The following is a 17,228-nucleotide window of genomic DNA, read 5'->3' on the forward strand; positions in this document are numbered from 1 at the left end:
TGTTGTAAAAACTTTGTTAGGACAGAGCTTCCCTATTAATCAATTCTTGTTATGCAGCTGCACCACATCAACGTTGTCAGGCACACTTTCTCAACAATTTGAGTGATGCCGTGTTGCCATTAGATACAAAGCTCAGATAACAATTAAAGGCAGATGATTTTCAACCTCTGAATACTAATTAGACAGCTAGGGACCAAATGCTTGGCGGTGGGTAGTTTAGCGATCGCGCAGCCTATCTGCTGAAACTGTTATATTGCTATTGGAGAGGATGGAAGCCATATTGGATTTGAGTTTAGAACAAACCAAGATTTATCAAAAAGCAGCTTGCAGGTAACTCTATTTTAAACACAGAGACTTGACTCATGCAAAATGGGGTTTTTTAGATCCGTCGAACTCACGTTAATATATAACGCCTTTCAACATTCTTCTCCATCACCTACCAGAACACAAGGCACGATCGCTTTTAATTACCTTCTGGTTAGTCTGCAAATAATCATGTAGCAAATCGCAACCTCGTACCAGTAATTTTTCCAGTTGGATATCTGCCAAATCTCGGAAAATTACTGTGCCATTGCCACTACCGGCAGCCAGAGTCTTGCTATCATGACTGAAACTGACGCTGGTTAACTCATCTTTATAACCTTTCAAAGCAATCAGCAATGTCCCTGCTCGGTTCCAAATCCTCACCTTGTCATCACTGCTAGCTGCTAGAGTCTTACCATCTGGGCTAAAACTGACACTGATAAAACTATCACCATCGCTCGTGAGATTATCTAGCAAATTACCGTCTCGATTCCAAATCTTCACCGTGCTATCAATACTAACTGAGGCAATGCTTTGACCATCAGGCGACCAAGCAACCCCATTTACCCGGCGGCTATGACCAGTTAATGTATATAGCAATTTACCCTCTACATTCCAGATTTTCACGGTTTTGTCATCACTGGCTGAAGCTAGCAACTTGCCATCTGGGCTAAAGCTTACCCAATTCACTGCTTCTTGATGTCCCTGCAAGGTGTTAAGTAGTTTACCGTTGCGACTCCAAAGTTTTACTGTTTTATCTTTACTAGCGGAGGCAATTACTTGACCATCAGGCGACCAAGCTACACTCAAAACGGTATCATTATGACCTTGTAAGGTATTGAGCAGTTGACCGTCGTGGTTCCAAAGTTTTACTGTTTTATCTTTACTAGCCGATGCAATTACTTGACCATCGGGCGACCAAGCTACACCCCAAACTTGACCCTGATGCCCTGTGAATGTACGCAGTAGTTTACCATCTCGACTGAAAAGTTTTACAGTTTTGTCTCGGCTTGCTGCTGCCAAGGTGCGATCATCTGGGCTAAAACTGATGCTAGTTATCCAGTCATCATTATCGGCTTTGGGCTTTCGCAATAGTACATCGTCCCAATGCCAAAGTTTAATAGTTTTGTCCCGACTGGCGGAAGCAAGGGTGCGACCGTCTGGGCTAAAACTGACATTGTTAACCCAATTATTATGTCCCTTCAGGGTTAAGAGCAATACACCTTCAGAACTCCAGAGTTTCATTGTCTCATCAGTACTTGCAGAAGCGATCGTGTTACCATCGCGGCTAAAACTGACGCTGGTAACTCCAGCACTATGACCTGATAAGGTTCGCAGTAGCTTCCCCTCCAGATTCCACAGCTTGATTGTCTGGTCTAAACTAGCAGAAGCAATTGTTTGACCATCGGGCGACCAAGCTACACTTTTCACTGCATCCTCATGCCCCTGTAAAGTTTTGAGCAGCTTACCATCCCGATTCCACAGTTTCACTGTTTTGTCAGCACTCCCGGAAGCTAAGGTTTGACCATCGGTTGACCAAGCAACACTCAAGACTGCACCATCATGTAAGAGCAAAGTTTTGAGCAGCTTACCATCCCAACTCCACAGTTTCACTGTTTTGTCTGTACTCGCCGAAGCAATAATCTGGCCATCTGGGCTGAAACTAACACTATTCACCACACCCTGATGTCCTAATAAGGTAGCCAGCAATTCACCTTCTCGACTCCAAAGTTTTATCGTTTTGTCTTGACTGGCGGAAGCAACGATTTGACTATCTGGGCTGAAACTGACGCTATTAACTACATCCTCATGTCCCGATAAGGTTTTGCTCAAGCTACCATCAGGACGCCATAGTTTGATTGTAGTATCGGCACTAGCTGAGGCAATTAAAGAGCGATCGAGGCTGAATGTAGCACTATTTACCCCAGATAGATGCCCATCCAAGCGGTTATATTCTCTTACCCCGGAAACAGCTTGATAAAGCGCCGTCTGTACTTGTTCTCTTGTATAGGAATCTACCCAGACTGTTTGTTGTAATTTTCCCCCTGCCTTTAAAGCTTCTTTTAAAGCATCAATACCTTTTTGCGAGGCAAAGAGGGCTTCACTGGATGCACTGAGGGTTTTAATTTCGCTATCTACCGCTGTCACTATGGAAACACTTAATCCCAAGATGGCGAGAACAGAAGCGGTGAGAGCAATTTTCAGCGAACGATTTAATTGAGCTTCACTAAGTCTTTGTTTCTTTTGACTTTCTGCAAGTTTAGCTGTTAACTCTTTTTCTTTAAGTTCAGCTCGTAATTGCTCAATTTCTAACTGACTTAATTCTTCCCGCTTGTGTAATTCTCGCAATTCTGTTAATAAGTCTAATCCCTGCTGGGGATGAGAATCTACTAATTTAGAACGCTGCTTATTTTGACTAAGTTCGCTCTTAAGTCGCTCAATCTCAGCTTTACTTTGTTCTACTTTGTAGCGCAACTGATTTAGTTGTACCTGTAAGCTCGATTCTTGTTGTTGCAGGTAGCGAATCAAGTTTACTAAATAATCGTGAATCAGTTGATAGCGTTCTGGTACATCAGGAAAGAGAACTACTAAACCGGAGCGTACTAAAATTTCTAAGACTAACTCTAATTTGTCAGCATCTTCTAACTCTGATAGCTGCGCCGCTAACTCAGCACGAGTTTTAAAAGGTCGGTTGTTACTTTCATCTGTTAATAAGTATAAGACGAGTAACGCGGCTCGTTCATTTTCTGGGCCGCAGTCTTTAATCAGTTCTTTAATATATCGTTCGATGAGTTTGTTCGGTCTATATGGCTGATATTCTTCTAGTGTAGTAATACGTTCATCTTGAATTTGCGCTCCCACAACTTGTAATTCAATCGGGCGGACTTCTCCAAATTCTGTGGATAAATCTTCGATTAAGGCATCAATTAAAGCAGGTTCTAAATTAAACTGCGATCGCTCCGTCAAATTTCGGATAATTGCTTTAGCATATTCTGGTGAAAAATTATTTAACTGATAGCGGATATGCTTGTCGAGAATATTATTATTAATCGCTTCCAGTGCCGAGAGATGTTTAAAGTCTAATAAACGATGTAAATAATCTTCTCGTAAGGAAAGGATGACTTTGACAAAGGGTATACTGAGGCAGTCGCTAATAAATTTATCAAACTCTTGCTTTTGATTGCGATCGCTATAACCAAAGAAAAATTCTTCAAACTGGTCAAAAATTAAAACTGTGATTAAATGGCGATCGGCATTTTCTTGGAGTTGTTGTAAAATGCTACCGATGGTGAACGGTATGCCAGGGTAAGGCAAAGCCTCCGATTCAATGGCTGCTTCTGGGTTAATATCAGCGTAAATCGCCAGGGATTCATCACTAGACATCGCCTCACTTAAAGATTTCCCTAATTCTCGTGCCCAATCGGTATAAACTTGCAGTACCACAGGCACAGCTATTTGATCGCCAATAGCTCGATTTTGCAGTGCTGGAACTAAACCCGCCGTGACAGTAGAACTCTTACCTACCCCCGATTGACCGTGAATCACCGTCAGCTTTTGATCGGCGCGGCTAATTCTGCCAATTAAGTTATTAATATCACGCTCTCGACCAGAAGCGGCAATTTCTAAAGCAACGCTACTACTCCCAGAAGGTGACATTAATGCTGGATTTGTCGCCTGTCTTTGGGGTTGCAAGCGTCCTGCACCAATAAAAGCCCGAAAACCATACTGTTGCTCAACAGAACGCCGTTTCTGGCGAATGTAATAGGCTTCTAGATATCGCCCTTCTTCAAAGTAGAGCGATCGCAGTCTCCGCAATAAGCGAATATAACGATGGGCATCGTATTGATGGGCACTGCTTTCTAAGGCTGCTAGCAATTCTTTTGTTGCCTTATCTAAGTATTCACGAGCGACTTCTTGCTCACCTAAATTTCGCTGGGCTTTCGCTAAAACTAAATAGTAAATTTGCGCCAATAATAATGGAAATAAGCAGTTATAAGGGTCATTCTGCTTTTGCGCCTCACCTAATTTCAGCAGTGATACGTGTGCTAAGATACTCGCCTGTACCCACCGCGACTGCTCCACAGCCACTTGCGCCAGAAAACCGTAGTCACAAGCTAATTGGATTTGAGTACCATAAGTTTGATGTAACTCCAGAGACTTTTGAGCAACAGTCTGCAATTCTTCCCACTCTTGCAGATATTGCAAAATCTCAGCGAGTTGATTAATAAATCCAGCAACTATATCTAAACGCCCAGCCACCTGCAAAATATTTAAGCATTCCTGAAAATAAGATTTAGCAGTGTACCAATGGCGGCGGTTTTCTATTTGATTTTGCTCTGCAAAACGGCAATAACACAACCCAATATAAAACAGCAAAACTCCCTGTCGCAGCAATAGAGGAGATGGGGGAGATGGAGGCGTAGACGAAGAAAATACCCCCTCATCTCCCCCTGCTCCCCCTGCTTCCCCTGCTTCCCCTGCTTCCCCTGCTCCCCCTCTCTCTGCCAACTTTTGCCAAACTTGCAAGCTTTGCTGAAAATGGCCTAAACCTGTATTGATGCGATCGCTAATATAATTATCTAGACCAAAAACAAACTCTAAACTAGCGTGTAATTCTGGCTCTAAGGTAATACCACGATTGTGCAACTCTCTAATGGCAAAGTGGAGTTCATAGCTATGTTCCCAGACTTGCTCGACAGTGGAATAATGCTTTGCAACTTGAGGAGGTTGGTGTTGTGCAGCATCGTTTGCTAACACTGTGGCAAATAAAGAGTCAGTTTCCTGTTGCAGAAATTGCAGCAGTGATTGAGTTGTCATTTCAAACCGAATTGGTGTCGCCGCCCAACTAGCAAAATCTGGTGCTAAACGGACTACTTTTTGCAATATTTCCTCATTCACCCATAAAATCATGGGAAATGGGTGACGTTTGCGAAATTCGTCCCGAATATGATTGATAGACCTGAGTAAATCGTCGAGTCCATCTACTGACTCTAAACCCAAAATCATCAACGCCGATGGCGGATTAGCTTCGGTTAGCAGTTGTAAATGAATACTTGTGTAAAGACTTCTGGCATTATGCGGTAGAATTACCTTTTGAATGTGGTGTACTCCTGAAGAGAGTTCTTCGAGTCGTTGCAGCATAAGTTCTTGCAAAACTCGATAATTGCAGCACACCAAAACCAGAGAAAATTGACCGCTAGAAAGGGTAATTGCTCTCCCCAAACTCCTCAAAGCACGCTCATTAGCTGCTGTTATATCTACTTGTGCGTGTCGTTCAACCATGATTTAAATTTTTCTGTCTCCGCTAAAACTGGGTTGACGGCAAACCAAGCTCCCTGATGATCGCGGTATTCAAATACAAATAGACTTCGCAAAAGGGTGTGGTATTCTATATCACCTCTAACTCGTTGCTGTTGCACCACCTGAAAGATTAGTTCCCACTCATGGGGGTCGATAGCGTTGGCTCGGTAATCCCGCTGTCTTTGAATTACCAGTTCGACACATTCCCGTTCAAAGGGTGGATCTTGTTCTCGCAGACAGTCAAACAGTAAACCTAGTAAGTCGCGTACATGACCACCGCTAATCAGGCACAATCGATCTAAGGTTTCCAGATTATCAAACACCTCTGTAATTAAGCCTAACCGATCGCTAGGTAAAATGTCTGGAAAAGCTCTAGCTAGCACCATTTGCCGCATCATTGCTAGCCCTTGGGGAAAAATCTCACCAGAGCGCAAACGCACAGGTATCATCGGTAAAACTTTTGGTGCAACTCCACCCCCCAAACGATGCTGAAGTTCGGCGCTATCGTTGGAGAAAGTCAAAGCTAAGGGAATAGTGTAGACTACATGACAATTCAGTTTGCGTAACTGTTCGCCACGCTGAATAAATAAATATTCTGGCAGCGATCGCCCCGATGGTAAAGGTCGAATTGCGACTCTATCCAAATTATCAACAATCACCACCAGTCCTTTTTTACCCCTGGCTTTCAGTTCTTTGTTGGCACGTTCTAATAATTCTTGATTAATTGACTGTAAAATATTTGCGGTTCGTGGTTCTAGATAATCTCTTAACCGCCGCCGTAATTGCGGACTTTCTTTCGTTTTCGCGGTAATTTTGGCAATCCCCACAGACAATTCTGCTTCTACACCAAGGTCAATTGGCGTTTGCAGAAAATCTACAAGTTCACCAAACAACTTAGTAAAATAGGTAGGTTTGAGCCTAATTTTCATCGCTTCTAGGCTTTCACTCACCTGTCCAGCGATCGCTAACAAAATATCAGTCACATCCACATCCGCCATTTCTAAGACATGGGTAGACTCAAAGTAAACTACATGAAATTGTTGCACTTCTAACTCAGCTTTCAGGCGCAACAACTCCGTTGATTTTCCACAACCGAGATGTCCTGTAAATAGTTGACAGGTTGGTATATCTGGCGATATTCTAGCGATCGTGCGCTGCAAAGCTTCAATAATTTTGCCACCCCGCACCGCAGCAAAATCGATATAGTACCTGCGATCGCTAGGGTTTCCTATAATTAGAGGTCTGCTGGGATTGCAAGCCTGATAAAATCTTTCTAAATCTAGGAGCATAACTAATCAAGTTCACTCAGGAATGGGGATGCAAAAATTTACTAGATAAATATATTGATTTTAGGTAATTTATGCCTTATTTTAATCAAACTATTAACTAAACTAGCAGCATTCAGGATAATTGTTTATATCTATGTTCGATATAGCACATATTAATGGTGATGTTTTAGTTAAAGTAAGCAGAAATACTACTATAAGTATAAATAGCAAAAATATCTAATATCAAATAAGGTACTCTTATGAATATTAAAAATATCCAACACAAAAAAAGGTACTGTTAAGTACAATTTTGTAGTGCTATTGAATATATAGCGGTTCTCAATGTTTCAGTTCGCAAAAATTAGAAAGGTTCAACTGAACTGTCTGGCGATCGTCGCCATTGGCAGGTACAGGCGTTTAGGCTGGCTGGGAAACACAGTAAATCCGTGATATTCAGAAAAAGCCCGCGCCTGCTCATTTTTGGCATCCACCACCACCGCCATCGTTATAATCTCACTCATCAAGACACGCCACAGGACATCGACGAGGATGCAAGTGCATAGGCGTAGCCTGCCGCAGGTATCGTAAAATGCTGTATTTTGAAAAATACCAGAAAATAAATCTAGAAAGGACTAAGGTTGAATTTTTACCGCATCAACTCATCTATCTTCAGGCAGATTTTATAAAAATAAAAAAGCAAATATGGTGTTAGTGGCAATTTAGTTCCGGTTTACTCAGTTGCAACTAGTAGTCCGCCAAGCCAAAATTACGCTTTTAAAGGAGAAGGGATAAAACACTCCAAAACATCTTCTGCTGCTCTCATCAAAGTGCAAGCAGCAAAAGATGCTTAGAAAACCCGTGATTCAGAACGAGTTGCCACCGTGGCACGCGATTACACTCACTTGCAGTAATTTGTCAATAGGAGGCTATTTATATCTATGAAAAGCTTTTTCAGCCTAGCCGCAGCGCAGGTAGCGCCTAGTTTGGCCCTCTGTGCGACTTCTATCATTGCTTCTACTAATCTGGCTCAAGCTGCTGACTTAACATTTAACTGGAAAGGTGATGCTGGTTATTCGGCTTCTGGCTCGTTCAGCTACGATGAAACCACTACCCCAGCCATAATTTCCGAAAGTGGTGCGGGAGCTACAAAAGTTTTGCAGTCACTCAATGTTTCTTTTTTCAATCCATCACAGGAGTTGATTGGAACTAACAACGAAGTTGTTAATGGTGTATCAAGCAATCAGTTTTTCGAGTTTAACTTTGACACGACTACAGGGAATTTGTTTGGAGCTTTTGATGTTGGCACTGGTAGTGGCATAGGTGATGTTTTTCTTAGCAATGTTGAGGCTCCGGGTCGTATCTTCATCTCGCCGGGAGCGACCTCTTATCTTTACCAAAATATTACAGCAGACTATAGTCAATTACTCGATTCGAGTACGAATCAAATTAAAGCATCTACGGTTCCTGAACCGACAACTGTTTTGGGAACCCTGCTAGTTGGCATGTTGGGTATAGCACTCAGCAGCAACAGAGTTGCATTCTTCTCAAGAAAACCAAAGAAAATCTACAGGACTTACGCATCTAAAGTATAAAAATTCTTTAATGAACCTATCGCACTAAGTTTTACCCTCTATTTTCCTTAACTGAACAGTATTGAGACGAGGAAGAATTAGCCCTGAAGTCAGGGCGAAAAATCCTTAAAAATGCTCAGGAAGTAATCTACAGCCCCATTGAGTATAAAATTATCTTGTCATGTAGCTTGTCAGGCAAAATATGCTTTAGCAACGCTCCGATTTTGGCATCTTGTCCAACAAGATAGCGCGTCTTGGGTTGTTTTGCAGTCAGCGCATGGACAATAACTTGAGCGACAATATCCGCAGAAATTCCCTTAGATGCGAGAATTTGCATTTTCTTGCGGACAATATTCATCGCTTGACCGTAGAGATTTTGTGCCGATTGTGGTAAATCGTACTGTGCTATTTCAGATTGACTGAGAGACTTTTCCCAGATTGGTGTAGCAATAGAACCAGGTTCAACAATTGAAACCGAGATTCCCCAAGGTCTTAACTCCATCCGCATCACATCAGTGAGTGCTTCCAAGGCAAATTTAGAAACATTGTAAGCACCCAAAAATGGCGTAGGACTTCTACCAGCAATAGAACCTATATTGACAATTCGACCCCGACTTTGGCGTAAAAGACCAAGAAATGCTTGTGTCACTGCTAATTGTCCGGTGACATTAACCTGCATCTGGTGTTGAAAATCAGCGATCGCTAATAATTCTAACGGCCCAGGAACAGCAATTCCGGCATTATTCACTAAACCTAAAATTCCTACACCACCAACTGCATTTGTTACCTTATCAACCGCAGCTGCGATCGATTCAGCATCAGTAACATCTAAAAAAATCGGAATCAGCCTTTGTGACCCTTTCTGTTTAAGTGTTTGAGCATCAATATCTTGACGCACTCCAGCAAAAACAGAGAAGCCCAATTGGTCTAAAAGCAAAGCACACGCTTGACCAATTCCTGTTGAGGCTCCTGTAACCACTACTGTACGTTGATTTTCTACAACCATTAATTTTCTTTGATGATGGGGCTGCCTTCAGGAGGCAGGAGGCCAAAGACAGAAGGTAGAATTAACCCACGTTTAAAAGCGTGGAACTTAGGTTATGGAAGCTTTGTATCGCAATTCCTGCCGCTACACTAACGCACTGCACGTCTCGATACAATTCTTCTTTTGAAACTGGTAATGACCCAGAACAAAAGTTTTCATTCATACTTCTTTCTTCTTGTCTCTTGCCTTCTGCCTTCTCTTATCAATCCTTGCAAGTGCCAGCACGAAGGCAATCTTCGGTTTGGTCATCTCTAGCCGATATTTGCCACGGCAAGATGCCTAACTGAGCATTTGTACTGTAAGCAATTAGAGCAGCTATTGTGGGATACTGGTTCTTAACAATTGTCACGTCACTACTAGAAGTATTGCCTAGCTCAACATTGTATAAATAAACAGGCAATGCCATGAGGGCAATGCAAATTATCCGTTTCATACTCAACCTCAGTTAACAATTTCCGATACCCTATGTATAGATGCCACCTTGATGAACCGGATTTTTAAAACTGAGTATTAAATGTTGATGTTGTGTGAATTTATGCAGCGCTACTAGCCACAAAGACGTGATTTCTAAATTATCGGTTCCAGCTTTTTTTAGATTAGGCATTGCCTACAAGATGGCTTCCTACTAACTTATGCAGATGCAAACCCAAAAAACAGGACAAAAAACCCACATCACCCAAAAACATATCTTAGTAGCTCCATTCCCCAGATAAAATGATGAAGAGTGCTGAGTCACCAAAATGGTCGATGACCGACAAAAAAAGATACAAGCCCATAAATAAATTTTAAATAAATTTAGGGGATTGTAACGCGTGAATTTTGAATTTTGAATTCGGAGCGAAGCGACGTGACGCCTTCACAAGACGTAGATACTGTAAACGTTCCTAACCTCGACCCAGAAGGATATGGCAACTCTGACACTGATCCTCTTGATGAGTTGCCCGGTGAAGTCGAAATGTCCCTTTTCGACCATCTAGAAGAGTTGCGACAGCGGATTTTCTATTCGTTGATTGCCGTAGCAGTGGGCATTATTGGCTGTTTCTTTGCCGTTAAGCCAATTGTCCAGTTACTTGAGGTTCCAGCACAAGGAGTAAAATTTCTCCAACTTGCACCTGGAGAATATTTCTTTGTCTCCCTGAAAGTTGCGGCATACACTGGCTTCGTACTTACCAGTCCTTTCATTCTTTACCAGATTATCCAGTTTGTGCTTCCAGGACTGACTCGCCGCGAACGCCGTTTACTGGGGCCTGTGGTTTTGGGTTCGAGTGTGCTATTTGGGGCGGGTTTAGTATTTGCCTATTTGCTCCTTATCCCCGCAGCGTTGAAATTTTTCATTAGCTACGGAGCTGATGTAGTCGAGCAACTTTGGTCAATTGATAAATATTTTGAATTTGTGCTGCTATTGTTATTCAGTACTGGTTTAGCATTTCAAATTCCCATTATTCAACTGTTGCTCGGTAATTTGAATATTGTCTCCTCTGAGACGATGGTTTCTGGTTGGCGTTACGTGATTATGGGAGCAGTGGTTTTGGGAGCCGTCCTGACACCTTCTACTGACCCCTTGACTCAAAGTCTTTTAGCCGGAGCAGTTTTAGGGCTTTATTTCGGCGGTGTGGGACTGGTGAAGCTTACAGGTAAATAACGATATTCCAAAAAATCTCAACTTAGTTGATAAGTGCGGTTAGTAAGATCCTAACCACCATTTCCAACTCTTCGGTAACTCGATAAAGGTTGATTGCTTGCTCAATACGCTGTGTCTGTCGATACAGTCTGCCAAATTGCCAAACATTACCTGTTGTTACTGCTCCTAATATTTCTGTTTGAGTGGAATCAGTCCACATATCAAGAGCTATCATCTCAGCTGCTAGTTGTGTAAATCCCCTATTTATATCTGCTTGCTTGGCTTCAATCACAATTAAATTAGTTTGTGTTTTAAGGAAATAATCAAAATTACCTTGAAGTCGGTTATCAACTTTAATAGTGTATTCAATTCGTAATTTAGCGCGGGAATAGTGAATTAAATCGGCAACAATTGGCGCAATTAGGATTTCCCGGCGTGTAGCTTCGTTCTCCAAATCTACATAGGGTAAAACTTCCTCAATTCGCTGCTTGAGGTCAGCAAGTCGGTCTAATGTGCCAGAATATTGAGGTAAATCAATAAATTTCCGCTCGAACGAATAGCCAAATTCTGCAACTAAATCGTCAACTGCAAACCCTAACTCAAAGTAATTACTAAAAGTATACGAACGATTTGGGTCTAGCAATGGTTGGCGGCTCATTTGAGTTTACTCCAATTTGTCAATATTTTTTCCGAAGGTATTTTTGAATAAAAAATACTGTAATTACTCAGAAATTTATTAACATTAATGCAATAATCGGTCACAATATCCATTCCGAAGAACGTTCACCCAAATCTAGAGGAATGCTAACAGCTTTGCCAAGGCGGGGGCGATCGCGGGTTTGGGCAATAAAAGTTTGTACCTGTGTTGACCCACCCAAGGCATGAAGATAATTGGCAATGCGATCGAGATGTTCTTGGTACTCCGCCTCACTCAAGGGAAAAGAAGCTTGCTCTAGATATTTCCACATTACTTGCAAAAATATCTTTCCCTGTGCCCGCCGGAACTGGACATCGTAAGAATATCCCCACTTATCAAGCAATATCTGACGTAATTCCTGTCCTGTCATAGCTTTTCTCAATCAGATTTTACATTTAGTTATGATGTTAAGTTCCGTAACTCCAGTATGATAAGGATATAAAGAAATGTAATGCTAACAGAAAAGATGCTAAATATATCTTGGAACAGAGAAGTATGGCATCGTCGTAAGCGTTAGCATTTCGACTTAGACAAGAGTTGCTCAAGTACAAGTACTCCTGTCAAAATGCTTAACAAAACACACAAAGAGCGCGTAGATTATGGCTCAATTTTCGGAATCAGCAGACGTGCCAGATATGGGGCGTCGTCAGTTCATGAATCTGCTCACTTTTGGGACTGTCACTGGAGTAGCTCTGGGTGCATTGTATCCCGTTGTCAAGTACTTTATTCCACCAGCAGCAGGTGGCGCAGGTGGCGGTACAACAGCAAAAGACGAGCTAGGTAACGATGTTAGCGTCACTAAATTTCTAGAAAACCGGAATGCAGGCGATCGCAACCTAGTTCAAGGACTAAAGGGAGATCCTACCTATATTGTGGTAGACAGCAAAGAGGCGATCAAAGATTATGGCATTAACGCCATTTGCACCCACTTAGGTTGTGTTGTCCCCTGGAACGTTGCTGAGAACAAATTCAAGTGTCCTTGTCATGGTTCCCAGTATGACGAAACTGGTAAAGTTGTTCGGGGCCCAGCACCTCTGTCTCTGGCTTTAGCCCATACCAACGTCAACGACGACAAAATCGTTTTAACCCCTTGGACTGAAACCGACTTCCGCACAGGTGATGCACCTTGGTGGGGTTAATAATTTTGTCATTAGTCCTTAGTCATTTGTCCTTCGTTCAGGGCTTAATGACTAATGACTAATGACCAATGACTAATGACTAATTCAATTGTCGCCCTTATAGAGATGAGAAATGTTTTCATAACAGCGAGATTAACTCGCAGTACTAGAGCGATTGTAAAAACATTGCTCATAGCGATCGCTACTGTGACATTTTACTTCACCAGCGATCTAGCCCTTCCTCAATCAGCTGCCGCCTATCCCTTTTGGGCACAGCAAACCTATCCCGAAACCCCCCGTGAACCAACAGGGCGAATTGTTTGTGCCAACTGTCACCTAGCCGCCAAGGTTACAGAAGTGGAAGTTCCCCAATCGGTGCTACCTGACACTGTATTCAAAGCTGTGGTGAAAATCCCCTACGATACCAGCGCCCAGCAAGTTGGTGCCGATGGTTCTAAAGTTGGCTTGAACGTCGGTGCAGTACTGATGCTACCCGAAGGCTTTAAGATTGCTCCTGAAGACCGTATTTCCGAGGAACTTAAAGAAGAAGTTGGCGACACTTACTTCCAACCCTACAGCGAAGACAAAGAAAACGTCGTCATCGTCGGCCCTTTACCCGGTGAACAGTATCAGGAAATCGTCTTCCCAGTTCTTTCTCCCAACCCCGCAACTGACAAAAATATCCACTTCGGTAAATATTCAGTTCACGTAGGTGGTAATCGGGGACGCGGACAAGTTTTTCCCACTGGCGAAAAGAGCAATAACACTGTTTACAACGCTTCTGCTACTGGCACAATTACCAAGATTGCCAAAGAGGAAGATGGAGACGGTAATGTTAAATATCTAGTCAACATCCAACCTGAATCGGGTGATGTTGTCGTTGATACGATTCCTTTAGGGCCAGACCTGCTTGTTTCCGAAGGTCAAGCAGTTAAGACTGGTGATGCTTTGACCAGCAACCCGAACGTCGGTGGATTCGGTCAAACAGATGGAGAAATCGTATTGCAAGATGCCTCTAGAGTCAAATGGATGATTGCGTTCATCGCTCTTGTAATGTTAGCTCAAGTTATGCTGGTGCTGAAGAAAAAGCAGGTTGAAAAAGTTCAAGCTGCTGAGATGAATTTCTAAACTCTTTGCTAAATCATTACTTGTAGGACAGGCATCTTGCCTGTCTTTTTTAATACTCTCCTCGTTTGGGAAGTACCGTTGGGTATACTAATCTTTAGGTTGGTTAAAATTCTTGAACAGTACATGCGTTATTGAGAATGTCCAAATTGTCGAGCATCGAAAAGAAAAAAATTGAAAAACTCCTAAAAATGGGTAGTGGTTACGTTCTTGATTTTTCAAACAGGACATTTCAAGAATTCATTATTGAAACCACAGATATCGATATATACGATAACAAGTATTCTTACTCAAGTGGTTCCAAAGCCAACCGTTTGAGAGCTTTTTGGGATCAAGAACCAGATCACATTGTTGGAAAGGTGATTCTATATTTACTGAAATATTGGAAAATGCAGAATATGGAGGCAACTAAGGTAGAGCAGGCTCTATATGATGAGTGTTCTAAAATTTCAGCGAGACTCATGCAAACCATGATTCAAGAAGATGCATCCCTTGAGAAAGCTGGAAGTATCCTCGAAAAGGTTCATACAATTTCCATTCTTCTCTTATCAGCTGATCCAACTAATGCTTTCAAGCTAAGAATCGGAGAGGAGTTCAGAGAGATTCAGGAGAAACTTCAACTAGCCAAATGGCGAGATAAATTCATATTAGATCAAAAAATGTCTGTGCGACCAACAGATATTAGTCAAGCATTACTAGATATACAGCCACACATCGTACACTTCTCAGGTCATGGTGCAGCAAGTGGTGCGCTATGTTTTGAAAATCGAGTGGGAGAAATTCACCCAATAAGCCCTGACGCATTGGCGGCATTATTTGAACAATTCACTGGTCAAGTGAATTGTGTCCTGCTGAATTCCTGTTACTCAAAACTCCAGGCAATTGCTATTGCTGAACATATCGATTACGTTATCGGAATGAATCAAGCAATTGGTGATAACGCTGCTATAGCTTTTGCTATAGGTTTTTACCAAGCTCTAGGGGCAGGTCGTGCAATTGAGGAGGCTTATAAACTTGGGCTTGCTCAAATTAGATTACATGGTATTCCTGAACATTTAACGCCTGTTCTTATTCATAAAGAGAAAAATCCAGTACAAAAATTCGTATAAAATCACACTTAATTCTCTGTGCATAAAACTTAGAGATTTATATCCAATTTCCTTCGGGAGTATATGTACTTAATCAAAAATATTTATATTAACTTATAGTCCAATACGCTTCAGTTAAGGATTTTGGGTATTGATTTTAGGTTTGTAGAGAGGTTGCAATGCAACCTCTCTACAAAAGATTTGAGACTTTTTGGAATCTGTAATCTGTTATATTTGATTTGTAAGTTATAATAATTGTTATAACAAAAATATAATTTCTCACATCATAAATGTAATATCTTCAGCATTGCATTTGAATACCTGATATTCTCATATTTAGGAAGTAGCTTATGGCTATCAAAAGTTATCCTGTAACTCATGCAAAAATTGGAAATCAAGATGGGTTCCGCCTACCTCGAGCATTCTTTAAGGACTATCCCCATTTAGCTAATGTCTCAGGCTATATAGAAGTATTGTCTGATAACACGTTCTTGCTCCGATTGGAAACCGATAAAGTTGATGAAGCTAATGAAGATGAAGGCATTATCATGAGCCTTTTTCTTGACTTTCTGATGAAAGATGCTATGCACAATCCTTCTAAACTCGTTCCTTATACTCAAGAAATGAGCGATGAAATGGATGATTTACTAGCTGATGTAGTTATAGATTGATGGCTGCATTTACTTCTAATGGTTGGCAGATTTTTTTCTACCCATTGTTTAACCAACAATGGGTAGAATTGCGTACTAGGGTTCGTGTTTTAAGAAATGAATTACCTAAAGAAGAATTTGTTATACATTCAGATGTCAAATTATTAAAAGCATTGAATATTGGGATTAAAGAAAAAATTTCTCAAGACCCTTTTGCTAGTTACTTTGCTTTGCATAAACCATTGCAAAAGTATGGTCGGCTCAAAAAAATGGGGCTACCTGAACGATATAGATTATTCTTTAGAGCACTCAAAGAACCAAAAATTATTATTATTCTTTGGTTAGGTTTTCCTCGGAAGGAAGGCGATAAAAAAGATTGTTATCAAGTTTTTACCAAAAAAGTTGAAAATGGTGAGTTTCCTGAAAGTGTTGATAATCTGCTTGCAGAATGTGAGTTAGAACATTCTGATGAGAAAAACGAAGAATAAGCAATAAGCAGTGATTGGGCATTATAACTAAAGCAGAAAAGTGCATTTTTCCTCCAGTGCTAGAACCAAACTTAGAGAAACATAAGAGATATGATTCACTTTATATTTGGCTAAAGAATTCAGATGCTAAATTTAATCTAGCCCTAGTTGAGTTGAGGTACTACCCATGACAGCCTCAGTAGAGTATATCCCCGTTACTCCAATTGAATACCCAGATGAGGACGGTAAGCCAATGGCTGAGGGTGATTTACAGCGTAAGTGTCTCGTATACGCTACCACTGTGCTGGAAATTTATTTCCAAAATCACCCAGATGTATACGTTGCTGGTAATCTATTTATCTACTACGAAAAAGGTTATCCAGAATCAGTTGTCGCTCCAGATGTATTTGTGGTGTTTGGAGTCGAAAACCGTGACAGACGCTCTTACAAAACCTGGGAAGAAAATAATCAAACCCCAAATTTTGTTCTAGAGATTACCTCAAAAACTACCCGCAGCAAAGACCAAGGTGCAAAGAAAGGAATTTACGCTTTTCTGGGAGTGCGTGAATATTTCCAATATGACCCTACAGGCGATTATCTCAATCCCCAACTCCAGGGTTTACACTTGGTCGATGGAAATTATTTCCCAGTGGCAACTAATACCTTGCCAGATGGTACTGTGTCCCTATCTAGTGAAGTTTTGGGGCTAGAGTTACGCTTGCGAGCAGGAAAACTGCGTTTTTACAATCCAGCTATAGGTCAAACACTCCTAACTCATGAAGAGGAAGCAGCTGCACGACAAGCCGCAGAAGAGGCTCGACAGCAAACACAGCAAAAAGCGCAAAGATTAGCTGCTAAACTTCGAGAATTAAATATCGATCCAGATAGCCTTTAGCTAAATCCGGCAGTGTTAATAAAATAATAGACCCGTCCTAAAACTTGCAAGCAAGTATATATAAGGCTTTGAGACCGCC

The 17,228-nt window shown here is 41.5% G+C and carries 16 protein-coding genes; 8 read left to right on the plus strand and 8 right to left on the minus strand.

Going from position 1 to position 17,228, the window contains the following annotated elements; translation table 11 throughout:
* Positions 1-432: 432 nt before the first annotated feature.
* The 3 genes from RMY63_RS18175 to RMY63_RS18185 form a co-directional block, all read right to left on the minus strand.
* On the minus strand, positions 433-5,586 hold the full coding sequence (locus RMY63_RS18175) for an eIF2A-related protein (RefSeq protein ID WP_322730031.1): 5,154 nt from the start codon (positions 5,584-5,586) through the stop codon (positions 433-435).
* Positions 5,562-6,893 carry a P-loop NTPase fold protein gene (locus RMY63_RS18180; RefSeq protein ID WP_322730032.1) on the minus strand — a complete coding sequence of 444 codons (1,332 nt, stop codon included), beginning with the start codon at positions 6,891-6,893 and terminating at the stop codon, positions 5,562-5,564. Before RMY63_RS18180 ends, RMY63_RS18175 begins: the two co-directional genes overlap by 25 nt.
* A 350-nt stretch (positions 6,894-7,243) precedes the next feature.
* The gene (locus RMY63_RS18185) at positions 7,244-7,375 is read right to left on the minus strand and encodes a hypothetical protein (RefSeq protein ID WP_322730033.1); all 132 of its coding nucleotides are present in this window, start codon (positions 7,373-7,375) and stop codon (positions 7,244-7,246) included.
* Positions 7,376-7,810: 435 nt separating this feature from the next.
* Between RMY63_RS18185 and RMY63_RS18190 the strand changes: the two genes are divergently transcribed.
* A complete protein-coding gene (locus RMY63_RS18190; RefSeq protein WP_322730034.1) occupies positions 7,811-8,464 on the plus strand; it encodes a PEP-CTERM sorting domain-containing protein in 654 nt (217 codons plus the stop codon).
* A 127-nt stretch (positions 8,465-8,591) separates the two neighbouring features.
* Here the strand turns inward: RMY63_RS18190 and RMY63_RS18195 are convergent, their stop codons facing one another.
* The 3 genes from RMY63_RS18195 to RMY63_RS18205 form a co-directional block, all read right to left on the minus strand.
* A complete protein-coding gene (locus tag RMY63_RS18195; RefSeq protein WP_322730035.1) occupies positions 8,592-9,449 on the minus strand; it encodes an SDR family NAD(P)-dependent oxidoreductase in 858 nt (285 codons plus the stop codon).
* Positions 9,450-9,690: 241 nt separating this feature from the next.
* On the minus strand, positions 9,691-9,921 hold the full coding sequence (locus RMY63_RS18200) for a hypothetical protein (RefSeq protein WP_322730036.1): 231 nt from the start codon (positions 9,919-9,921) through the stop codon (positions 9,691-9,693).
* Between the two features lie 30 nt (positions 9,922-9,951).
* Positions 9,952-10,092, minus strand: a complete 141-nt coding sequence (locus RMY63_RS18205) for a hypothetical protein (RefSeq protein WP_322730037.1) — start codon at positions 10,090-10,092, stop codon at positions 9,952-9,954.
* A 243-nt stretch (positions 10,093-10,335) separates the two neighbouring features.
* Here RMY63_RS18205 and tatC point away from each other — a divergent pair, with 243 nt between their 5' ends.
* Positions 10,336-11,130 carry a twin-arginine translocase subunit TatC gene (gene tatC, locus RMY63_RS18210; RefSeq protein WP_322730038.1) on the plus strand — a complete coding sequence of 265 codons (795 nt, stop codon included), beginning with the start codon at positions 10,336-10,338 and terminating at the stop codon, positions 11,128-11,130.
* 22 nt (positions 11,131-11,152) lie between these two features.
* On the opposite strand, the gene RMY63_RS18215 is transcribed toward tatC, so the two are convergent.
* On the minus strand, positions 11,153-11,767 hold the full coding sequence (locus RMY63_RS18215; RefSeq protein WP_322730039.1) for a hypothetical protein: 615 nt from the start codon (positions 11,765-11,767) through the stop codon (positions 11,153-11,155).
* 100 nt (positions 11,768-11,867) lie between these two features.
* The gene (locus RMY63_RS18220; protein ID WP_322730040.1) at positions 11,868-12,176 is read right to left on the minus strand and encodes a DUF3067 family protein; all 309 of its coding nucleotides are present in this window, start codon (positions 12,174-12,176) and stop codon (positions 11,868-11,870) included.
* Positions 12,177-12,405: 229 nt separating this feature from the next.
* Here RMY63_RS18220 and petC point away from each other — a divergent pair, with 229 nt between their 5' ends.
* From petC to RMY63_RS18250, 6 genes are all read left to right on the plus strand, one after another.
* The gene (petC, locus tag RMY63_RS18225; protein ID WP_322730041.1) at positions 12,406-12,945 is read left to right on the plus strand and encodes a cytochrome b6-f complex iron-sulfur subunit; all 540 of its coding nucleotides are present in this window, start codon (positions 12,406-12,408) and stop codon (positions 12,943-12,945) included.
* Between the two features lie 105 nt (positions 12,946-13,050).
* Positions 13,051-14,052 (plus strand): cytochrome f, encoded by a 1,002-nt coding sequence (gene petA, locus RMY63_RS18230; RefSeq protein WP_322730049.1) that lies wholly within the window; start codon positions 13,051-13,053, stop codon positions 14,050-14,052.
* 146 nt (positions 14,053-14,198) lie between these two features.
* The gene (locus tag RMY63_RS18235) at positions 14,199-15,158 is read left to right on the plus strand and encodes a CHAT domain-containing protein (protein WP_322730042.1); all 960 of its coding nucleotides are present in this window, start codon (positions 14,199-14,201) and stop codon (positions 15,156-15,158) included.
* A gap of 329 nt (positions 15,159-15,487) precedes the next feature.
* On the plus strand, positions 15,488-15,808 hold the full coding sequence (locus RMY63_RS18240; protein WP_322730043.1) for a hypothetical protein: 321 nt from the start codon (positions 15,488-15,490) through the stop codon (positions 15,806-15,808).
* On the plus strand, positions 15,808-16,275 hold the full coding sequence (locus RMY63_RS18245) for a type II toxin-antitoxin system YhaV family toxin (RefSeq protein ID WP_322730044.1): 468 nt from the start codon (positions 15,808-15,810) through the stop codon (positions 16,273-16,275). Before RMY63_RS18240 ends, RMY63_RS18245 begins: the two co-directional genes overlap by 1 nt.
* 166 nt (positions 16,276-16,441) lie before the next feature.
* A complete protein-coding gene (locus RMY63_RS18250; protein ID WP_322730045.1) occupies positions 16,442-17,149 on the plus strand; it encodes a Uma2 family endonuclease in 708 nt (235 codons plus the stop codon).
* Positions 17,150-17,228 lie beyond the last annotated feature (79 nt).

Source organism: Nostoc sp. ChiQUE01b, assembly GCF_034531255.1.
GTDB lineage: Bacteria > Cyanobacteriota > Cyanobacteriia > Cyanobacteriales > Nostocaceae > Nostoc.